Origin of the sequence: Oleispirillum naphthae, from assembly GCA_027864655.1 — a bacterium.
GTDB classification, from domain to species: Bacteria; Pseudomonadota; Alphaproteobacteria; order Rhodospirillales; family Rhodospirillaceae; genus Oleispirillum; species Oleispirillum naphthae.
Genome location: JAQAZG010000009.1, coordinates 1 through 18,410, shown reverse-complemented (window position 1 = coordinate 18,410; position 18,410 = coordinate 1). Strand labels below are relative to the sequence as shown.

Here is an 18,410-nt window from a genome sequence, read left to right as displayed (position 1 = left end):
TTCCCGCCGGGCCGCCCGTTGCGAAGGAGGACCCCCTGTGATTCGGCTCGGCCATCGCCTGAACCCCTGCGCACCGGCGGCGGACCCCGCCGTTCTCGATGCGCTGCGCGGCATCGTCACGCCGCACTTGAGCGACAACCTCAACCGCAGCGTCGGCACCATCGGCCTTACCCGCTACAACAAGACGGGCAAGCTCGCGGGCGCGGCGCTGACGGTGAAGACCCGCCCCGGCGACAACCTCTACGTCTACAAGGCGCTGACCATGGTGCGCCCCGGCGACGTGCTGGTGATCGATGCGGGCGGCGACCTCAACAACGCGATCATCGGCGATTTGATGACCAGCTACGCGGTGATGCGCGGCTGCGCGGGCGTGGTGGTGGACGGCGCGGTGCGCGACGTCGAAAGCTTCGCCGACATCCCCTGCTATGCGCGCGGCGTCACCCACCGCGGCCCCTACAAGACCGGCCCGGGCGAGATCAACGTGCCGGTGGCGATCGGCGGGCAGGTGGTGAATCCCGGCGACATCCTGGTGGGCGACGAGGACGGCCTGGTGTGCTTCCCCGCCGCCGACGCGGCGGAGCTGATCGTCCTGGCGCGCCGCCATGCCGCCGCCGAGGAGGCGGTGAAGGCGGAGATCGCCACCGGCGCGGCTTCGCAATCGTGGATCGACAAGGTGTTGGAGGCCGCGGGCCTCGACGGCGCGGTGGCCTAGGCGCCATCGCCCGGTCCGCGGCGCGCCGCAGGCCGGAAGAAAGACGGACGGAGTGCGGCAGGCTTTGCGTGGGCGCGGCGATAAAATACGGAGAAGGCGCGCCCGGGAGAGTTTCTCGATACCGGATCACCAAGTTAAGACACCACCGGATTGCCGCGTTCGCACATTCCCTCCGACGGATCTGATCGCTCTTGCATTTAGGGAGGACCCGACATGGTGATTTCTCTGGATCTGCTGCAGACCGTAGGGCTTGCGGTGATCGTGTTTTACTTCGGCAGATGGGTGAAGCAGCAGGTCCGCTTCCTCCAGACGTATTTCATTCCCGCGCCGGTGGTCGGCGGCCTGATCTTCAGCGTGCTGGTGCTGGTGGCGATGAAGGGCTTCGGCGTCAACGTGAAGATGGACGCGACGCTGCAAAACTTCTTCATGAACCTGTTCTTCACCTGCATCGGCTTCACCGTCAGCCTCAAGGTGATCAAGCAGAGCGGCAAGCAGGGCGCGATCCTCAGCGTCGTCGCCGTGGCGCTCTTGTTCATCCAGAACGGCGTCGGCGTCGCCCTGTGCGACGTGTTCGGCATCAACAAGCTCCTGGGCATCGCCATGGGTTCGATCTCGATGTCGGGCGGGGTCGGCTCGGGGGCGGCCTTCGGTCCGACGCTGGAAAAGCTGGGGGCCGACGGCGCCACCACCATCGGCGTCGCCGCCGCCACCTTCGGCCTGTTGATGGGCAGCCTGGTGGGCGGCCCGGTGGCGAAGCGGCTGATCGACAAATACGGCCTCGCCTCGGACTACGCGCACGACGACGAATCGCTGAAGGAGAAGAAGGCGTCGGCGCCGTTCGTCGAGCTGACCCTGCTCAACGCGGTGCTCATCGTGCTGCTGGCCGCGGCGGGCGGCACGCTGATCTCCGCGCTCCTCAAGATGACGCACCTCACCTTCCCCTACTACGTGGGCTGCCTGTTCGGCGGCGCGGTGGTGCGCAACATCGCGGATGCGCGCGGCGTGGACCTGCACATGCCCGAGATCAATGCGGTGGGCAACATCACCCTCAACCTCTTCCTCTCCATCACCCTGATGCGCCTCAACCTCGCCAAGCTCGCCAGCCTCGCGGGCCCGATGCTGGTGATCCTGATGGTGCAGTCGGCGGTGATGATGATCTACGCCTACTTCGTCACCTTCCGCTCCATGGGCAAAAGCTACGATGCGGCGGTGATGGCGGCGGGCCACTGCGGCGTCGGCCTGGGGCAGACCCCCAACGCCATCGCCAACATGGCCTCGGTGATCGAACGCAACGGCCCCGCGCCGAATGCCTGGTTCGTCCTGCCGGTGATCACCGTGGTGTTCATCAACCTGCTCAATCCGGTGGTGATTACGCTCTTCATCAACCTGTTCAGCGGCGGCTGAGCAAAACCAAAACGTTGCGAGGGGACATTTCCGCCTTGGGAACGCCCACCGGGCGTTCCCACCGCCTCCGGCGGTCGGCTTCAATCCCCTCGCGCACCCCATAACTTTTGGTTTTTGCGCGTAGCGCGATAGGCCCGTCACGCCGCGCGATGGTGGATAGCCGCTAACGCGGCGAAAAAAGTTATGGGATCAAAGGGCCCAAGGCCCTTTGCGGGTCCGGGCAGCGCCCGGCCTGTTTTTTGTTGCTGCTAGTGCAACGATCTTTTTCAAACAAGCTGCATTGTTGCCGCGCACGTTTGGGCGCATCTCTGGGGCAGGAAATTCCAACCCGGAGCGACATGATGACCAAGATTCTGATCCTCTATTACAGCAGCTACGGCCACGTCGAGGCGATGGCGCAGGCGGCTGCCGAGGGCGTGCGCGCCGCCGGAGCCGAGGCGGTGGTCAAGCGGGTGCCGGAGCTGGTGCCCGAGGACGCGGCGCGCAAGGCGGGCATCAAGCTCGACCAGGCCGCGCCGGTGGCCGACCCGCAGGAACTGGCGGAGTACGACGGCTTCCTCTTCGGCACGCCGACGCGTTTCGGCAACATGGCCGCGGAGATGAAGAACTTCCTCGACCAGACCGGCGGCCTGTGGTTCGCGGGCAAGCTGATCGGCAAGCCCGCCGGGGCGTTCGTCTCCACCGCGACGCAGCACGGCGGCCAGGAATCGACCCTGCTCACCTTCCACACCGTTCTGCTGCACCACGGCATGGTGGTGGTGGGGCTGCCCTATTCGGCGCAGGGGCAGATGACGATGAGCGAGATTTCCGGCGGCACCCCCTACGGCGCCAGCACCCTGGCGGCGGGCGACGGCTCCCGCCAGCCTTCGGAGAACGAGCTCGCGTTGATGCGTTTCCAGGCCGAGCACCTCGCCAAGATCGCGGCGAAGCTCAAGGCCTGACCATCGGGACCGCGCGCGCCCGGGACAAGCGGGCGCGCGCGGCGTATCATCGGGTCTCCCCGTTCCCCCACCGAGGAGGCTTCCGTGTCCGACCTGATCTCCCGCACCACCCGCGGCGTCTACATCATCTGCGCCACGCCGTTCTTCCCCGACGGCCGCATCGATTTCGCCAGCCTCGACCGCCTGATCGACTTCTACCTGGAAAAGGGGGTCAACGGCCTCACCGTGCTCGGCATGATGGGCGAGGCGGACAAGCTGACGCCGGAGGAACGCCGCGCGGTGTTCGACCGGGTGATGAAGCGCATCGGCGGCCGCGTTCCGGTGGTGGCCGGGGTGTCGGATGCCGGGCTTGCCAACCTCGCAAGCCTCACCGCCTACGTGATGGATGCGGGCGCCGCCGGGGTGATGGTGGCCCCCTCGCGCGGCCCGGCGCGCGAGGACCGGGTGACCGCCTATTACCATCAGGTGTGCGCCGCGATCGGCCCGCAGGTGCCGGTGGTGTTTCAGGATTTCCCGCAGGCCACGGGGGTGCCGGTGTCGCCGCGCGCGATCCTGGAGCTGACCCGCGAGTTGCCGCAGATCGTCATGCTGAAGCACGAGGAAAGCCCGGGCCTGGCGAAGATCGGCGCGGTGCGCGCGGCGGAGGCGGCGGGCACCGCGCCGCGCATGTCCATTCTCTGCGGCAACGGCGGCATCTTCCTGCCGCAGGAACTGGGCCGCGGCGCGGACGGCGCGATGACCGGCTTCGCCTTCCCCGAGGCGCTGGTGGAGACCGTGCGCCTGTTTGCTGCGGGCAAGGCGGACGAAGCGGAAGACCTCTACGACTGCTACCTGCCGATCCTCCGCCATGAGCAGCAGCTCGGCCTCGGCCTCGCCCTGCGCAAGCACATCCTGATGCGCCGCGGCGCGATCGCCGACGCCGGCTTACGCGCCCCCGGCCCCAGGCTTTCGCCCGCCGACATCGCCGAAATGGACCGCCTGATCGCCCGCACCGAGGCGAAGGTGAAGGAGCTCAAGGGAGCGTGAGGGCTCCAGTCTCCGCTGGATGAAACCCGGGGGCACAGCAACCCTGCCAAAGCCGACGGGACCGGGGTGGGTCATCCTTTCTTCGGCGATTTTGTGATCGGAATTTTTCCACTGAACCCGCGTGTGCGTTTGATGTCCATGAGCTTATGGAGAATGTCTTCCGAAATCACCATTCCTTGGCGGAAAAGCAGATCTCCTCGCCCGTTGCGCAGGCTTCCAGCCAACACGGTGCCGGACTTGACCTTGTCCAGAGGAATCCAACTGTAGGCCAGAGTCTGATCGTCGACCACAATCTCCAAGTTGGCGAGATCCGATTTATCCTCAATGACTTTCCCAGATTCGTCGGGAATTTCGACTGTCGCGTATGCGGAAACCTCTTTAACGGGAACTTCTGTTGTAAGAACGCATTCCACTTTCTCCCATAAGACGTCGTGGGAAACGGGCTTCGGAACGAAGGCATTCACATCCAGAGACAACGCCGTGGAAACGATGTATTCATCTGAATATCCCGTAAGAAGTATAATCGGAGTATCGCGCGGTATTCCCGTCTCGCCACAACGGATCGCTTTCACCAACTGCAATCCGTTTAAATTTGGCATACTGAAGTCGGTGATAACGCAGTATGTATGTGATGTTTTATAGTTAAAATATTTGGATGAGGAGTCATCGACGTCGTCAGGCGGTAAGCCGGACGCGCCCGTGAGTGGCGGCGCGGTGAGGACGGGAGATGAAAATTTCAATAAATCGAGGGCTTCCTGACCGTCGCAGACCAAATCGATGAGGTCTATGCCACGGGATTCAAGATGTTGCCTCACGATTCTGCGAATCAACGAACGATCATCTACAACAATGAATTTGACGGACGGAATACATATATCGTTCATTTCTTTTTCACCGTTGCCCCTATATACACCAGTATTACTTGGAAAATATTATTCTTCTCTCATGCGGAAACGCGCTCATCCATGCCGGGACAAGCTCCGCCGCCATCGGCCTGGCGATAAAGAACCCCTGCACAACATCCGCGCCCGCCATGCATACGGTGTCCCAGTCTTCCTGCGTTTCGACACCTTCCGTAACCACGCACATCTGCAGACTCCGTCCAAGGGCGGCGCTCGATTCCAGAATCGTCCTTGCACGCGAATTTCCCGCCGCACCCATGACGAAAACTCGATCGATTTTCATTTCGGAGAACGGAACGCTGCGCAACTGCTCCATGCAGGAATACCCTGTGCCAAAATCGTCGATGGATAAGGGAAACCCTTTCATGTGCAACCGGGCGAGGATGTCGAGCGTATTGGCCTTGTTCTGAAATAATCCCGATTCCGTGACCTCCAGAATCAATTGCCGTGGATCGACCCCGGAACGCTCCGCCTCGCCGGCCATGCGATCCGGCAGATCCAGGTCCACCAACATATGGGCCGACAGGTTGACGCTTACCTTGGGATAGAGGCCGATTGAGGCCCATGCGGCACATTGCTTCAGAGCGAGCTTCGTGGTGACCTCCGTGAGAGGGCCAATCCGGCCGCTTCGTTCCGCCATGGAGATGAAGGCGTCGGGAAGGATCAAGCCGAGCTCGGGATGTTGCCAGCGCACCAAGGATTCGAAACCTACGATGCTGCCATCGGTCAACGAGACCTTTGGCTGAAAGTAAAGCAGGAACTGATTTTTTGCCAAGGCCGCGTCCATCTCCTGAGGGGTAAGATCGACCGGCTTTTGATCGGCCTCGGGTGGCGGCGGCAGGTCGTCACGTCGGACAAGCACACGGCGGACGGCCTTGGGCGTCAGAGGCTTCTCGATGGCGCCCAAGACACGCAAGCCCCGGGCGCGCGCAGTATTTTCGGCAGCGGCCAGCACCGTCGCGTCGGCGCCGCTCAAGAATACGAATGACGGCGGATTGGCCAGAGTCGCGGCAATCCGGACAAGCTGGATACCGTCCATATCCGGCATCATCAGGTCGCAGAAGACGACATCGATCGTCTGTCCTGCACGGCCGAGCAAGTCGAAGGCCTCCTGCCCACTCGCTGCGTCCAGAATCGAATTGACGCCGGCAGCCGCCAATGCCCGTCTGCCGACGCTGCGGGCAAAAGCGTTGTCGTCAACGATCAGTACCCTAGTTCCCTCATGCACCCTGTTATACATCGTTTTCCCTACGGGGGCTCCGCCCCCTCCGGTTATGGCTGGGAGGCTTCCAGGCGCCCACGAACAAATTCCTCGATGCGGTGTATCTCCACGGCGGCACGGGCCAGCAAATCCCGCAAGCTGCCGGAATCGTCATTAGCCTGGCGCTCCACCTCCGCATACAACCCGGCGAGTCCTGAGGCCGCCGCATAGCGCGCCTCTCCTTTGGCACCATGCGCGGCACTCTTGATGCTGTCCGCTCCGCCGGAGAGCACCGCAGTTTCAACCTCCGCAAGCGAGGTCCCGGCGACGGTCAGGAACTCGCTCAGCATCTGGTTCAGCATATCCGGCTCGTTCGTGCCCAGTATTTCCGCCAGGGCCTCCATATCGATCATCTGTATCGTGTCCGCTTGATCGCTCCGCGGTTGGTTGGAGGCGACGGAAACGGGCTTCGCGGGAGGCAGCCACTTGACCAGCATTGCGATGAGCCGATCCATGGTCACCGGCTTGCTGATGAAGTCGTCCATTCCGGCTTCAAGACACTTGTCTGCGTCCTCGCGAAAGGCGTTCGCCGTAAGTGCGATAACCGGCACGTGAAGACCATCCGCTTGATCGGCCTCGCGCTTGCGCAGGACTCGTGTGAACTCGTAGCCGTCCATCCTCGGCATGAAGCAGTCGCACAAAATCAGATCGAAATCCTGATGATCCAGTACTTCGAGGCCTTTGATGCCATTGATCGCCAACATGCAGTCGATACCGAGCTTCTTAAGTTGCTTCTGGATGACCGTCTGGTTGACCACCCGGTCCTCGAGGACAAGCACCTGCATTCCCGTGAGACCGGGGCCGAACGCCGAAACGATGGCCGACTGCTGGGCGACAAGCCGGTCGCGGGCCTGGGCATGCCCCACCAGAAGACGGTTGTTGTGGTCGAAATAATTGGCACCGGCGGCAGATTCGATCACAGCCGCGAATCCTTGGCGCAGCCGGGCACGCAGGGGTTGTCCGGAGCCGAACAAAAGCGGGACGATATGCCGCTCTTCCAGCCACTGCGCAACGTCCGAGGCATCGTCATCACGGCCTTCGGGAACGTACACGGCGACATCCACAAGAGAAGATTCGGTGCGGCTAAGTTCCGTTGCGAGAGCAGAGAAAGTCCGATGAACTTCCGAGATCACGGTAGCGCCGCATCTCTTGAAATACGCCTCAAGAGACTGCCCTACCTCGATATCGCCGCCGATCACCATGGCCCTGACCTTCGACAAGTCGGGGTGATCCACCGGCTGCGCCCGCCTGACGACATCGACCGGAAGCGTAAACCAGAAAGTTGCGCCCTCGTCGGGCACGCCTTCGCAGCCTATGGTCCCATCGAAGGCTTCCACCAGACTTTTGCAAATGGACAGGCCAAGCCCCGTGCCTTCCCCCCCCTCGGCGTCCGGTTGTTCCTGGGTGAAAGGCTCGAACAGCCGTGCTGCCAGGGTTTGGTTGAAGCCTCGCCCGGAATCGTGCACATCGAAGCGCAGGAGGCATGTTTCCTGGCTCCAGGAAACCACCGTGAGATTCACCTGCACGCCGCCCTGCTCGGTGCATTTCACCGAGTTGCCGATCAGATTGAGCAGAATCTGGCGAACGCGCATGGCATCGCCACGGACCAGACACGGCACATCGGGACCGAATGTGGCCGCGACCGAAATGTTCTTCTGCCGCCCAAGGCTTTGCACGACGTCGACGGCCTCATCCACCAAGGCGGCGGGGCTGATGTCGCCCATTTCGATGGTCAATTTACCGGCCTCGATTTTCGTAAAATCGAGAATATTGCCGATCAGCCCCAGAAGCGCCTTGGCCGCCTTGTCGGCATCGTCAATCAACTCGAACTGCGCGTTATCGAGAGAGGTCAGGGCGAGCAGTTCAAGGTTGCCGATTACGCCATTCAGCGGCGTCCGAATCTCGTGGCTCATGCTTGAAAAGAATTGTGATTTGGCGATGGCCGCCTGGCGGGCCGCCTCGGCAAGCCGAACATCGGACAGATCCATGATGACGATGGGAACGCGGCGCGCCTCTTCCTCCGTCCTTGGAACCCGCAGCGAATAGACGACGGGGATGGGCATGCCGTCGGCGACTAGATATTCCGAACGGCGGATACGCGTATCGTTCTGAAAGATCGCCTCGGCGATATCGATGATATTGGTCGATTGCCTGACGAGTTCCTGCAACGAGGAAACACGGAGCATCCGCAGGGCGGCCGCATTGGCGTAGTTGATACGCACGACGCCAACGAATTTATCCATCCGCTCGTCCGATTCTCCGACATATCCCCGCAAGTCGCGCACACCATCCCGTTTCAGATCCTGTACGACCCGAAACAGGACGGAAAAGTCATAGTCGATGATCGCGGCGTCGGAGTTTTCCAGAAGATCTTCGAATATCCGCCGACTCTCGACATTCTCGCGCTGCGCTTTGATCCGCTCTCTCACGTCTCTGGCGGCTACAGTCCCGCCGTCATCCGCAAGGCCCAAGTCCCGGTCTCTAGCGGTGAGACGTGTCTCCGCCTCGGAACTGGCCGACGCGCGCCGTGCCATGTGCCGTTGAATTTCCGAAATTGAATCGTTATCGCATTCTATGGTGATGGCGGTTCCATCGTCGGCGACGACGAGCAGGTTCGAACGGCTCTCATCCGAACACGCGATCAGTTCCATGGAAACTGCGCGAAACCGCGCCTGCGACAACGGAACCGACATCCGAACCCTCCCAACCATGAGCGGCCTTGCGCCAACGGCACGCCGGGGACGCATTCGAAACGATAGAATGGCGCGACCGAAAAATATGATGGATTTCTTGTATGGTAAGGTATAGCAGCCGGCGGAACAGGCGAGAAAGGATCGGAAACTACTCACCCCCGTCCGGATGGCCCCTTCGACCCGTAGCCCGACAGCAAATCCAATCCCCCACGCCGCAATCGTGCCGGAACCGCATGTTGCGGATTGAATAGCCCCGAGTTTTCTGGACGCTTCCGTTCCTTTAGCAGGGTGTTGAAAATCCCGGTGGCATGGCCGGCATCGGCATGATTCAATCTCGGCAGTGGATTGTTGCCGAGGGGGATGATGCGCGGGACAGACAAGCGGTCTGGAGACTTGTTCTCCCATGTTGACCTGGAGAAGCGGGTGCGCATGGACCACCCTCTGCGGACGATCCGGGAGATGACCAATACGGCGCTGGCGGCGTTGTTGGGCAACTTTGCAGCGCTCTACTTGGAAATGGGTAGGCCGTCGATCCCACCGGAGAAGCTGCTGCGGGCGAGGAGGACGCGGCGGAAGACCTCTACGGCTGCTACCTGCCGCTTCTCCGCCACGAACAGCAGCTCGGCCTCGGCCTCGCCCTGCGCAAGCACATCCTGATGCGCCGCGGCGCGATCGCCGACGCCGGCTTACGCGCCCCCGGCCCCAGGCTTTCGCCCGCCGACATCGCCGAAATGGACCGCCTGATCGCCCGCACCGAGGCGAAGGTGAAGGAGCTCAAGGGAAGGTAAGGGCTACATCTGCAATTCGTTTCTTTGCTGGATCACTTCGCGTAGGAGCCTCTCAAAGAGTCCCATCACAGCAGCAGCGCCGAAGACGTGGTACATCGTGCCGCAACTGAGCCTGCAGGCGCGGTTCTCGTTGTACAGACGCCAATGGAAGCGTGCCGTGGTTTTGGCCAGGGTGCCGAGATCGGCCTCGATCTGCGCCCTGGGGTAGCTTGCTTCGCTGATCAGAGCGGTGGTGTGCACGACGACCCGCCGATTCAGGCATTCGGCGTAATCGTTCCCTGCATTGCGCATGCGGGCGGTGACGCCGCTGTCGAATTCCGGCTTCAACGGGACATAGCAGCGCTCGATTTCCGCATCCGCATCGATCGGTTCCCAGGGAGGCCCGCCTCCCGCCCGCGTCTCTGGCGCAGCGGCAAGCAGGCAGATGGCGGCGGCAACGGCATATGCGGCGAAGCGCTTCGGCATTTTCCCCTCCCCCCAGTGCGTGGTGCCCGCTGGGGGACTCGAACCCCCACGCCATAAGGCCACGGATTTTAAGTCCGTTATGTCTACCGATTCCATCAAGCGGGCAGCGTCCAAACCCTAAACGCGGCGGTGTCCCCTGGCAAGGGGCGGCACCTTCGGTGCGCATCATGCCGCTGGCAGGGCTATGGTTTTTGCCGTCCGTTCGATGCGGCGGACGATTTATTCCGCCTGTTCCATTAACTTCGGGGTTTTTTGCTCGGGCTTCTTTCTTGGACTATTCCACGGTAGAAAACCGGAGTAGCCTTTCTGTGCGAACTAACGTTCTTTATGCGAACAAAAAGGGGCGGGTTTCGGCCTGTTCCCATGCACAGGGAGGATTTCCATCATGAAGTTTCGTCTGCTCGCCACCGCCTTGACGGTCGTCCTGGTCGCCGGAACCGCCTTCGCCGCCGAAGACCGGATGAAGCCCATCCCCACGGAAAAACTCACCGCCGCGCAGAAGGAGGCGGTCGAGAAGCTGTCCGAGGGAGCCCCGGCAGGCGCGCCGAAGCGCAGCGTCGGGCGCGGCCCGTGGGTGCCCTTGCTGCGCAGCCCGGAATTCCTCAACCGCATCCAGCGCGCGGGCGCCTACCTGCGCTACGAAAGCGCCTATAAGCCCAACCTCAGCGAACTCGTCATCCTCATCACCGCCCGCGAGTGGAGCAACCAGTACGAATGGTTCGCCCACCAGAAGCTGGCGCTCAAGGCCGGGATCAAGCCCGAGGTGATCGCCGCCATCGCCGAAGGCCGCCGCCCCGCCGGGATGACCGCCGACGAGGAGATGGTCTACGATTTCCTCGACGAGCTGATCCGCAACAAGAGCGTCAGCGACGCCGCCTACAACCGCATCGAAGGCAAGTTCGGCGAGCGCGGGGTGATCGACCTGGTCGGCATCCACGGGTACTACTCCCTGCTCGCGGCGGAGATGAACGTCGCCCAGACGCCGCTCCCCGCCGGTGCTCCGCAGCAGATTCCCTCGCTGCCGCGCTGAACGCCGGTCCGGGCGCCGCAAGGCGCCCGGCTGCCTCCGGGCCGTCAGTAGGCTTGCGCCGCGCCGCCGGGCGCGGTACCTAAAGGGCCGGTTTTGAAACGGCGGCCTCCCGGCGATGATCGAATTCGACAACGTGAGCATGCGCTTCGGCGACCTGACCGTGCTCGAACCCTTCTCCCTGAGCCTTGCCGAACGCCGCGTCGCGGTGATCGGCGCCAACGGCTCGGGCAAGAGCACCTTCGCCCGCCTGATCAACGGCCTGCTCGCGCCCTCCACCGGCACGGTGCGGGTGGATGGCCTCTGCACCGCGAAGGATGCGCGCGCGGTGCGCCGCAAGGTCGGCTTCGTCTTCCAGAACCCGGACAACCAGATCGTCTATCCCCTGGTGGAGGAGGACGTCGCCTTCGGCCTCAAAAACCTCAAGCTGCCGAAGGCGGAGATCGCCGCCCGCGTCGATGCGGTGCTCGCCCGCTACGGCATGGAGAGCCTGCGCCTGCGCCCGGCGCACCTGCTCTCCGGCGGGCAGAAGCAGATGCTCGCGATCTCCGCGGTGCTGGTGATGGAACCCGCCTACGTGGTGTTCGACGAGCCGACGACGCTCCTCGACCTGCGCAACAAGCGCCGCGTCGCCGCCGCCATCGCCGAAATGCCGCAGACCGCGGTGGTGGTCTCCCACGACCTGGAGTTCCTCACCGATTTCGAGCGCGTCCTCGTCTTCGAGGCCGGGCGCATCGTCTGCGACGCGCCGCCCGCCGAGGCCGTTCCCTTCTACCGCGAGCTGATGGCGGCGGAGGCGGGCGGTGTTTGAGATCTGCCTCACCCGCATCACCTGGCTGCACCGCATCCCCGCGGGGGTGAAGCTTTTCGCACTCGCGGCGGCGGGGGCCGCGGTGTTCCTCACCGACGATGTGCGCATCCTGGGCGGGCTCGTCGCCTTTGCCGCCCTGCTGCCGCTCTCCGCCTGGCTGCCCGCGAGGCCGCTGTTCAGGCAGATCGCCCCCGCCCTGGTGCTGATTGCCGCGCTCGCCGCCTTCCACCTGGTCACGGGAGATCCGCGCGACGCCTTCCTGGTGTCGGCTCGGCTCGGCACCGTCATCCTGCTCGCCGCGGCGCTCACCTTCACCACCCGCGTCTCCGCCATGGTCGATGCGCTTGAACGCGTCCTCACGCCGCTTAAATGCATCGGAGTCGATCCCGCCAAGGCGGGCTTCACCCTGGCGCTCGCCATCCGCTTCATTCCGGTGCTGTTCACCATGATCGCGGAAATCCGCGAGGCGCAGCGGGCGCGCGGCCTGGAAGGCAGCGTCTTCGCGGTGGTGATGCCGCTGCTGGTGCGCACCCTGCGCATGGCCGACGACCTCGCCGAGGCGATCGCCGCGCGCGGCTACGACGGCAACTGAAGAAAAGGGAACCCGCATGTCGGTCAAGGATATGGTCTATGCCGCCCTGTTCGCGGCGGTCACCGCGGCGCTCGGCCTGCTGCCGATGATCCCGGTGCTGCCGGGGGTGCCGATCACCGCGCAAAGCCTCGGCGTGATGCTCGCGGGCTCCATCCTCGGGGCGAAGCGCGGCGCGCTCGCCCTGCTGGTGTTCACCGCGCTGGCCGCCGCCGGGCTGCCGCTCTATGCGGGCGGACGCGGCGGTATCGGCCTGTTCCTCGGCCCCACCGGCGGCTACGCCCTCGGCTATATCCTCGGCGCGTTCGTCACCGGCTGGCTGGTCGAACGCATGTGGAGCGGCCTCAATACCTTCAAGGCCTTCGTCGCCTGCATCGTCGGCGGCATCGGCATGGTCTACCTGCTCGGCATCCCGTGGCTCGCCGCGGTGGCGAAAATCAGCCTCGCCAAGGCCTTCATCGGCTCCATGGCCTTCGTCCCCGGCGACCTGATCAAGGCCATCCTTGCCGCCTTCGTCGCCGTTGCGATCAAAAAGGCCTACCCGATCATCAAGAAAAACTAAAACGTTATGGGGGGACTCGGTCCCCCCACACCCCCCATAACTTTTGGTTTTTGCGCGTAGCGCGATAGAGCCGTCACGCGGCGTGACGGTTGATAGCCGCTGCGCGGCGAAAAAAGTTATGGGGTGCGCGAGGGGATTGAAGCCGACCGCCGGAGGCGGTGGGAACGCCCGGTGGGCGTTCCCAAGGCGGAAATGTCCCCTCGCAAAGTTTTGGTTTTCAGCCCAGGCGCGTGCCCTTCGGCACCGGGCGGCCGTTGAGGAAGCCTGCGGCGTCGGCGGGTTTGGCTCCGGCGCGTTGCAGGCGGGTGGGGCGGATCGCCCCTGAGCCGCAGGCGATGGCGAGGCGGTCGTCGAGCGCGGTTCCGGGTTCGCCGTCGCCCTCCGCCACCACGGCGTTGAGCAGCTTGAGGCGTTCACCCGCGAGTTCGCACCATGCGCCGGGGAAGGGGGAGAGGCCGCGGATATGGGCGGAGACCTGGGCGGCGGGTTTGCTCCAGTCGATGCGGGCCTCGGCCTTGTCGATTTTGGCGGCGTAGGTGGCGCCTTCCGCCGGTTGCGGGGTGGCGGCGATGCGCCCGGCGGCAAGGTCCGCGAGCAGCGGGCCGATCATCCGCGCGCCGAGGGCGGCCAGGGCGTCGTGCAGGGTTTCCGCGGTGTCCGTGGGGTCGATCGGCAGGGTTTCGCGCGTCAGCATCGGGCCGGTATCCAGGCCCGCGTCCATCCGCATCAGGGTGATGCCGGTTTGCGCGTCGCCCGCGATGATGGCGCGGGCGATGGGGGCGGCGCCGCGCCAGCGCGGCAGCAGCGAGGCGTGGATGTTGACGCACCCCAGGCGCGGCGCATCGAGGATCGGCGGCGGCAGGATCAGGCCGTAGGCGGCGACCACCGCGATATCGGCTTCAAGCGCGGCGAAGGCTTGCTGTTCCGCGGCGGATTTCAGCGAGACCGGGGTGCGCACGGCAATGCCCAGGCGTTCCGCCAGGGCGTGCACCGGCGAGGGGGCGAGCCTGTAGCCGCGGCCCGCCGGGCGCGGCGGCTGGGAATAGGCGCAGACGATGTCGTGCGCGGGCGCAAGCGCGGCGAGCGCCGCGGCGGCGAACTCCGGCGTGCCCATGAACGCGACGCGCAGGCGGGTTTCCCCCATGGCATTCCCCCGCAGCGCGGCCCTCAGGCGGTGCGCTGTTCCTTCCTGAGTTTGCGCAGGATCATGTTGCGCTTGAGGTTCGACAGATAGTCGATGAAGAGGATGCCGTCGAGGTGGTCGATCTCGTGCTGCACGCAGGTGGCGAGCAGGCCGTCGGCCTCGATCTCGTGCTTTTTGCCGTCGCGGCCGAGAAAGCGCACCTTGACCACGGCGGGGCGTTCCACCTCGGCGTACTGCTTGGGCACCGAGAGGCAGCCCTCCTCGTAGCAGGCGAGTTCCTCCGAGGCCCAGATCACCTGCGGATTGGCGAGGCACAGCGGCGCGGGCGGTTCGTCCTTGTGCGCCACGTCGAGCACGATCACCCGCTTGGAAACCCCCACCTGCGGTGCGGCGAGGCCGATGCCGGGCGCGGCGTACATGGTTTCCAGCATGTCGTCCATGAGCTGGCGGATTTCGTCGTCCACTGCCGCGACGGGCTTGGCCTTGGCCTTCAGGACCGGGTCGGGGGCGACGACGATGGGCAAGATCGCCATGGGGTCGGGTGTCCTCAATTGCAAACGAGTGTCAATGGGGAGATAGAGTGTTTTGCCCCTTCGCGTCAAGCGGCGGCTGGCCTATCCTGCTCGCAACTGCAAGGGGATGATGCGGATGATGCCGGGTTTCGAGGGATTGCTCGCGGTTCTGCTGTTCGCCGCGGTCGCGGCGGCGGCGGCGGTTTGGGCGCTTTCGCGGCGGCGCGGGGCGGACCCGGCGCTGGCGGAACTGACCGGGCGGCTGGCGCAGATGGCGGAAGCCCAGGCGGCGCAGCAGGCGCAGCTGGCGGAGCGGATGCAGGCGCAGGAGCGGGCGCTGGCCAAGGCGCTGGACGAGCGCCTGGGCGAGGTGACGCGCCGCGTCGGCGAGAACCTGATGGCCTCGGGGGAGAAGACCGCGGCCACCCTGCACGACCTGCGCGAGCGCCTGGCGGTGATCGACGCGGCGCAGAAGAACCTCACCGAGCTCTCCACCCAGGTGGTGGGGCTACAGGACATCCTCTCCAACAAGCAGGCGCGCGGGGCCTTCGGCGAGGTGCAGATGCACGACATCGTCACCGCCGCGCTGCCCGCCGAGGCGTTCTCGTTCCAGGCGGTTCTGTCCAACGGGCGGCGCGCCGACTGCCTGCTGGTGCTGCCCAACCCGCCTGGCCCGATCGTCATCGACGCGAAGTTCCCGCTCGACGGCTACCAGGCCTTCCGCGACGCGCCCGAGGCGGAGCGCAAGGCCGCGGCGCGGCGTTTCTCCGACGACGTGCTGAAGCACATCCACGACATCGCGGCGAAGTACATCATTGCCGGGGAAACGGCGGAAAGCGCCCTGATGTTCCTGCCTTCCGAGGCGGTCTATGCGGAACTGCACGCAAGCTTCCGCAACGTGGTGGAGGAATCCTACCGCAGCCGGGTGTGGATCGTCTCCCCCACCACCCTGATGGCGACGCTGAACACCGTGCGCGCGGTGCTGAAGGACGTGCAGATGCGCAAGCAGGCGGGCCGCATCCAGAAAGAGGTGGGCACCCTGCTGGAGGACGTGGGCCGCCTCGACGACCGCCTGAAGAAGCTGTTCACCCACATCAACCAGGCGCAGGCCGACATCAACCCGGTGGAAACCTCGATGGACAAGATTTCCCGGCGGGCCGAACGCATCGAGGCGGTGCAGCTGGGCGCGGCGGAAGCCCCGGCGATCGCCCACAAACCGCCGGAGGCGCCGCCGGGATGACGCCGCTTCCGCCCTGGATGTGGGCGGCCGGGGGCGCCGCCTTCCTCGCCTTCGGCGTTTGGCGCGACGGCCGCGCGGCGCGCGCCATCGGCGCGGGCGCGCTGCTCACCGGGGCGGTGGAATGGGGCCTCGGGGTTTCCTCCGCCGCGGCGCAGGCGGGGCTCTTCGTCATTCTTTCCGCCGTCGCGCTGATCGGCGGCAGGCTCACCCAGCGCCTTTCCGACGCCCTGCCCGACCGTCACCGCGCGGGCCTCGGCCTGGTCGGCCGCACCGCGGTCGCCGCCCGCGACTTCCGCAACGGCCACGGCACGGTGATCCTGGGCGGCGAAACCTATGCCGCCACCGGCCCCTCCGACATCGCGGCGGGCGCGGAGGTGCGCATCACCGGCCTAGACGACGAAACGCTGAAGGTGGCGCGCAAGGGGTAGGGCCGGGCTCAGAGACCGGCGTTCTTCCGGTATTTCATCGGCGAGGCGCCGAAGGCCTTGCCGAAGGATGTGACGAAATGGCTGGCGTGGGCGTAACCGCACAGCCCGGCGATCTCCGCGATGGTCTTGCGGCCGAACTTCGGGTCTTCGAGGTAGGCGCGCGCCATGTTCAGGCGGATTCCCCGCAATTCGCGGCAGAAGCTGGTGCCCTGGCTGGCGAAGGTCATGTGCAGGGTGCGCAATGAAATGCCGCAGATCTCCGCGCACGCGGCGGGGCCGAAGGTGAGGTCCGCCGCGTGCTGCCGCAGGATTTGCCGCAGCCGGTGGAGAAGGGACTCCCGGTAGGTTCCGCCGAAGGACGGGGCGGGGCTGGCGGCCAGCGTCAGCAGGCAGTTGATCTGTTCGATCACCATGTCCTCCGGCATCGGCAGGTTCGCCGCGGTGTCGAGGGAGAGGGCCGCCATCGCCGCGGAGAGGGTTCTTCCCCAAGGCGTGTTCTGGGGCAGGGTGATGCCGCATATCGCGGTCGCATCCGGCAGCCAGCGGGCGGCGACCTCCTTGTCGTAGATCAGGGCGGCGACCCGGATTTCATGGTTCATGCCGGAGAGCGGCGCGCCGGCATGGATCAGGCAGCAGTCGCCCGGCCCCAGGGTGACTCTCCGGCCGTATTGCTCCAGCGCGCCGGTCCCTTTCAGCACCAGCATCAGCGCGAAGGATTTGCTCAGGTCGCCGAGGCAGTGCTTGTCCCTTCTCTCATACGCGCAGGGCGTGCGTTCGAACACCAGGATGCTGCCGTGACCGAAGGCGCGGCCCCTGGTCTGTGCGTGGAAGGCGTGGCCCTGGTGCGGGGTGATCTCTCCGCCGAACCCCAGGGAAGCCAGATGCTCTTCCCAAAAGCCCACTCTTTGCGGGGCGGGAACATCGTTCGTGGAGAGATAAAACCGGGGTTGTGGGTTCTGGTGCTTCGGCATGATGAAAATTTTATCGGACCGCCTGTGAAACTGGCGTGCCCGCATGAGATTGAGAGTCAACTCACCCTTGTTCTGTAGTTATCGTGCGGAAAATGGGAGGGTTTTTTGATTTCCCAGCGGAATTATTTCTGAGCGCAGGAAACGTTTCATCTCAGTGCAAGCGCATTGGAACTCTGTTCTCGATTTTATGTTTTTACTTCATGCTGCAAGGCCTGCGCGAGTTAAACCCTTTGCGGGTCTGCATAAGGGGTTATGCACGATAGCGGGTGCGCTCGTCAAGATTGGTAGGGGAAAAGCTCTGAGTTGATGTCGGCAAGGGGAAGATGCCGGTAAGACTAAGGAGATTAATGACGGGTCGATTGCGCATATTCGGCGCAGAACTATTGCGTGTAGTCGATATCTATTTCTGATCGTTTAGGGCGGCATATCTGCACGGGGAGAGCGGAGAACCTGTCTTTGCGCAACGGTGGAACGCTGCGCTTGCGGCGTTCCGGAATACGACCGGAGCGTGTTCTCTGGATGGCTCTAGTGGAAGGAGAAAGCCGTGCAATGGTTCAATAACCTGAGGATGGGACGCAAATTGCTGCTGGTGTTCGCCTTGCTGACGGCGCTCGTGGCGGCGATGGGCGGCAGCGCCTTGCAGCAGATGTCCCGCATGGGCGCCGCGACGAACGAGATTTCCTCCGTCCGCATGCCCGGGATTCAGGTCAACGGAGAAATCCGCTACCTCCTGGTGGCCCGCCGGACCCTGGAATACATGCATGTCCTCTCCACCGACGATGCGGAGATGAAAACCTTCGAGGGCCAGCATGCCGGTTATGTGAAGCTGCTGGAGGCGGCGCACGAACGCTACGCCGCGCTTCTCACCTCGGAGCGCGGCAAGGCGCTGCTCGCGCAGTTCGAGGCGCGCTACGCCGCCTACGACAAGGACGTC

The 18,410-nt window shown here is 64.4% G+C and carries 19 protein-coding genes, 1 tRNA gene and 1 pseudogene; 13 read left to right on the top strand and 8 right to left on the bottom strand.

Annotated elements, in window-relative coordinates:
• The first annotated feature begins 37 nt into the window (after positions 1-37).
• From O7R11_RS10695 to O7R11_RS10680, 4 genes are all read left to right on the top strand, one after another.
• Positions 38-712: an RraA family protein gene (locus O7R11_RS10695; protein ID WP_337997507.1), complete on the top strand. Its 675-nt coding sequence runs from the start codon at positions 38-40 to the stop codon at positions 710-712.
• A 213-nt stretch (positions 713-925) separates the two neighbouring features.
• Entirely contained in the window at positions 926-2,116 is a 1,191-nt protein-coding gene (gltS, locus tag O7R11_RS10690) for a sodium/glutamate symporter (RefSeq protein ID WP_337997506.1), read from the top strand.
• Between the two features lie 341 nt (positions 2,117-2,457).
• The gene (wrbA, locus tag O7R11_RS10685; protein ID WP_337997628.1) at positions 2,458-3,057 is read left to right on the top strand and encodes an NAD(P)H:quinone oxidoreductase; all 600 of its coding nucleotides are present in this window, start codon (positions 2,458-2,460) and stop codon (positions 3,055-3,057) included.
• Positions 3,058-3,141: 84 nt separating this feature from the next.
• Positions 3,142-4,083 (top strand): dihydrodipicolinate synthase family protein, encoded by a 942-nt coding sequence (locus O7R11_RS10680; RefSeq protein WP_337997505.1) that lies wholly within the window; start codon positions 3,142-3,144, stop codon positions 4,081-4,083.
• Positions 4,084-4,154: 71 nt separating this feature from the next.
• On the opposite strand, the gene O7R11_RS10675 is transcribed toward O7R11_RS10680, so the two are convergent.
• Genes O7R11_RS10675 through O7R11_RS10665 form a run of 3 tightly spaced genes read right to left on the bottom strand, consistent with a single transcriptional unit; the run spans position 4,155 to position 8,939 of the window.
• Positions 4,155-4,967, bottom strand: a complete 813-nt coding sequence (locus O7R11_RS10675; protein ID WP_337997504.1) for a response regulator — start codon at positions 4,965-4,967, stop codon at positions 4,155-4,157.
• 34 nt (positions 4,968-5,001) lie between these two features.
• Positions 5,002-6,225: an EAL domain-containing response regulator gene (locus O7R11_RS10670; RefSeq protein WP_337997503.1), complete on the bottom strand. Its 1,224-nt coding sequence runs from the start codon at positions 6,223-6,225 to the stop codon at positions 5,002-5,004.
• 32 nt (positions 6,226-6,257) lie between these two features.
• The gene (locus tag O7R11_RS10665; protein ID WP_337997502.1) at positions 6,258-8,939 is read right to left on the bottom strand and encodes an ATP-binding protein; all 2,682 of its coding nucleotides are present in this window, start codon (positions 8,937-8,939) and stop codon (positions 6,258-6,260) included.
• 363 nt (positions 8,940-9,302) lie between these two features.
• Here O7R11_RS10665 and O7R11_RS10660 point away from each other — a divergent pair.
• A pseudogene (locus tag O7R11_RS10660) lies at positions 9,303-9,497 on the top strand (transposase); the annotation flags it as partial.
• Between the two features lie 98 nt (positions 9,498-9,595).
• Positions 9,596-9,727 (top strand): hypothetical protein, encoded by a 132-nt coding sequence (locus tag O7R11_RS10655; RefSeq protein ID WP_337997501.1) that lies wholly within the window; start codon positions 9,596-9,598, stop codon positions 9,725-9,727.
• A 3-nt stretch (positions 9,728-9,730) separates the two neighbouring features.
• Here the strand turns inward: O7R11_RS10655 and O7R11_RS10650 are convergent, their stop codons facing one another.
• Both O7R11_RS10650 and O7R11_RS10645 read right to left on the bottom strand, forming a co-directional pair.
• On the bottom strand, positions 9,731-10,192 hold the full coding sequence (locus O7R11_RS10650) for a hypothetical protein (protein WP_337997500.1): 462 nt from the start codon (positions 10,190-10,192) through the stop codon (positions 9,731-9,733).
• Between the two features lie 20 nt (positions 10,193-10,212).
• A tRNA-Leu gene (locus O7R11_RS10645) sits at positions 10,213-10,297 on the bottom strand.
• Between the two features lie 280 nt (positions 10,298-10,577).
• On the opposite strand from O7R11_RS10645, the gene O7R11_RS10640 reads away from it, so the two are divergent.
• From O7R11_RS10640 to O7R11_RS10625, 4 genes are all read left to right on the top strand, one after another.
• Positions 10,578-11,222: a carboxymuconolactone decarboxylase family protein gene (locus O7R11_RS10640; RefSeq protein ID WP_337997499.1), complete on the top strand. Its 645-nt coding sequence runs from the start codon at positions 10,578-10,580 to the stop codon at positions 11,220-11,222.
• Between the two features lie 115 nt (positions 11,223-11,337).
• The gene (locus tag O7R11_RS10635) at positions 11,338-12,030 is read left to right on the top strand and encodes an energy-coupling factor ABC transporter ATP-binding protein (RefSeq protein ID WP_337997498.1); all 693 of its coding nucleotides are present in this window, start codon (positions 11,338-11,340) and stop codon (positions 12,028-12,030) included.
• The gene (locus O7R11_RS10630; protein WP_337997497.1) at positions 12,023-12,622 is read left to right on the top strand and encodes an energy-coupling factor transporter transmembrane component T family protein; all 600 of its coding nucleotides are present in this window, start codon (positions 12,023-12,025) and stop codon (positions 12,620-12,622) included. The genes O7R11_RS10635 and O7R11_RS10630 overlap by 8 nt, the downstream gene beginning before the upstream one ends.
• A 16-nt stretch (positions 12,623-12,638) precedes the next feature.
• Positions 12,639-13,181 (top strand): biotin transporter BioY, encoded by a 543-nt coding sequence (locus O7R11_RS10625; RefSeq protein WP_337997496.1) that lies wholly within the window; start codon positions 12,639-12,641, stop codon positions 13,179-13,181.
• Between the two features lie 217 nt (positions 13,182-13,398).
• Here the strand turns inward: O7R11_RS10625 and fmt are convergent, their stop codons facing one another.
• Both fmt and def read right to left on the bottom strand, forming a co-directional pair.
• On the bottom strand, positions 13,399-14,325 hold the full coding sequence (gene fmt / locus O7R11_RS10620; RefSeq protein ID WP_337997495.1) for a methionyl-tRNA formyltransferase: 927 nt from the start codon (positions 14,323-14,325) through the stop codon (positions 13,399-13,401).
• 23 nt (positions 14,326-14,348) lie between these two features.
• Positions 14,349-14,858, bottom strand: coding sequence for a peptide deformylase (gene def / locus O7R11_RS10615; protein WP_337997494.1), 510 nt, complete (start codon positions 14,856-14,858; stop codon positions 14,349-14,351).
• A 115-nt stretch (positions 14,859-14,973) separates the two neighbouring features.
• On the opposite strand from def, the gene O7R11_RS10610 reads away from it, so the two are divergent.
• The gene (locus O7R11_RS10610; RefSeq protein ID WP_337997493.1) at positions 14,974-16,077 is read left to right on the top strand and encodes a DNA recombination protein RmuC; all 1,104 of its coding nucleotides are present in this window, start codon (positions 14,974-14,976) and stop codon (positions 16,075-16,077) included.
• On the top strand, positions 16,074-16,505 hold the full coding sequence (locus tag O7R11_RS10605) for an NfeD family protein (RefSeq protein WP_337997492.1): 432 nt from the start codon (positions 16,074-16,076) through the stop codon (positions 16,503-16,505). The genes O7R11_RS10610 and O7R11_RS10605 overlap by 4 nt, the downstream gene beginning before the upstream one ends.
• 8 nt (positions 16,506-16,513) lie before the next feature.
• Here the strand turns inward: O7R11_RS10605 and O7R11_RS10600 are convergent, their stop codons facing one another.
• Positions 16,514-17,407, bottom strand: coding sequence for a helix-turn-helix domain-containing protein (locus O7R11_RS10600; RefSeq protein ID WP_337997491.1), 894 nt, complete (start codon positions 17,405-17,407; stop codon positions 16,514-16,516).
• 613 nt (positions 17,408-18,020) lie between these two features.
• Here O7R11_RS10600 and O7R11_RS10595 point away from each other — a divergent pair.
• Positions 18,021-18,410 (top strand): MCP four helix bundle domain-containing protein (locus O7R11_RS10595; protein ID WP_337997490.1); only part of this gene is annotated, 390 nt, incomplete at its 3' end.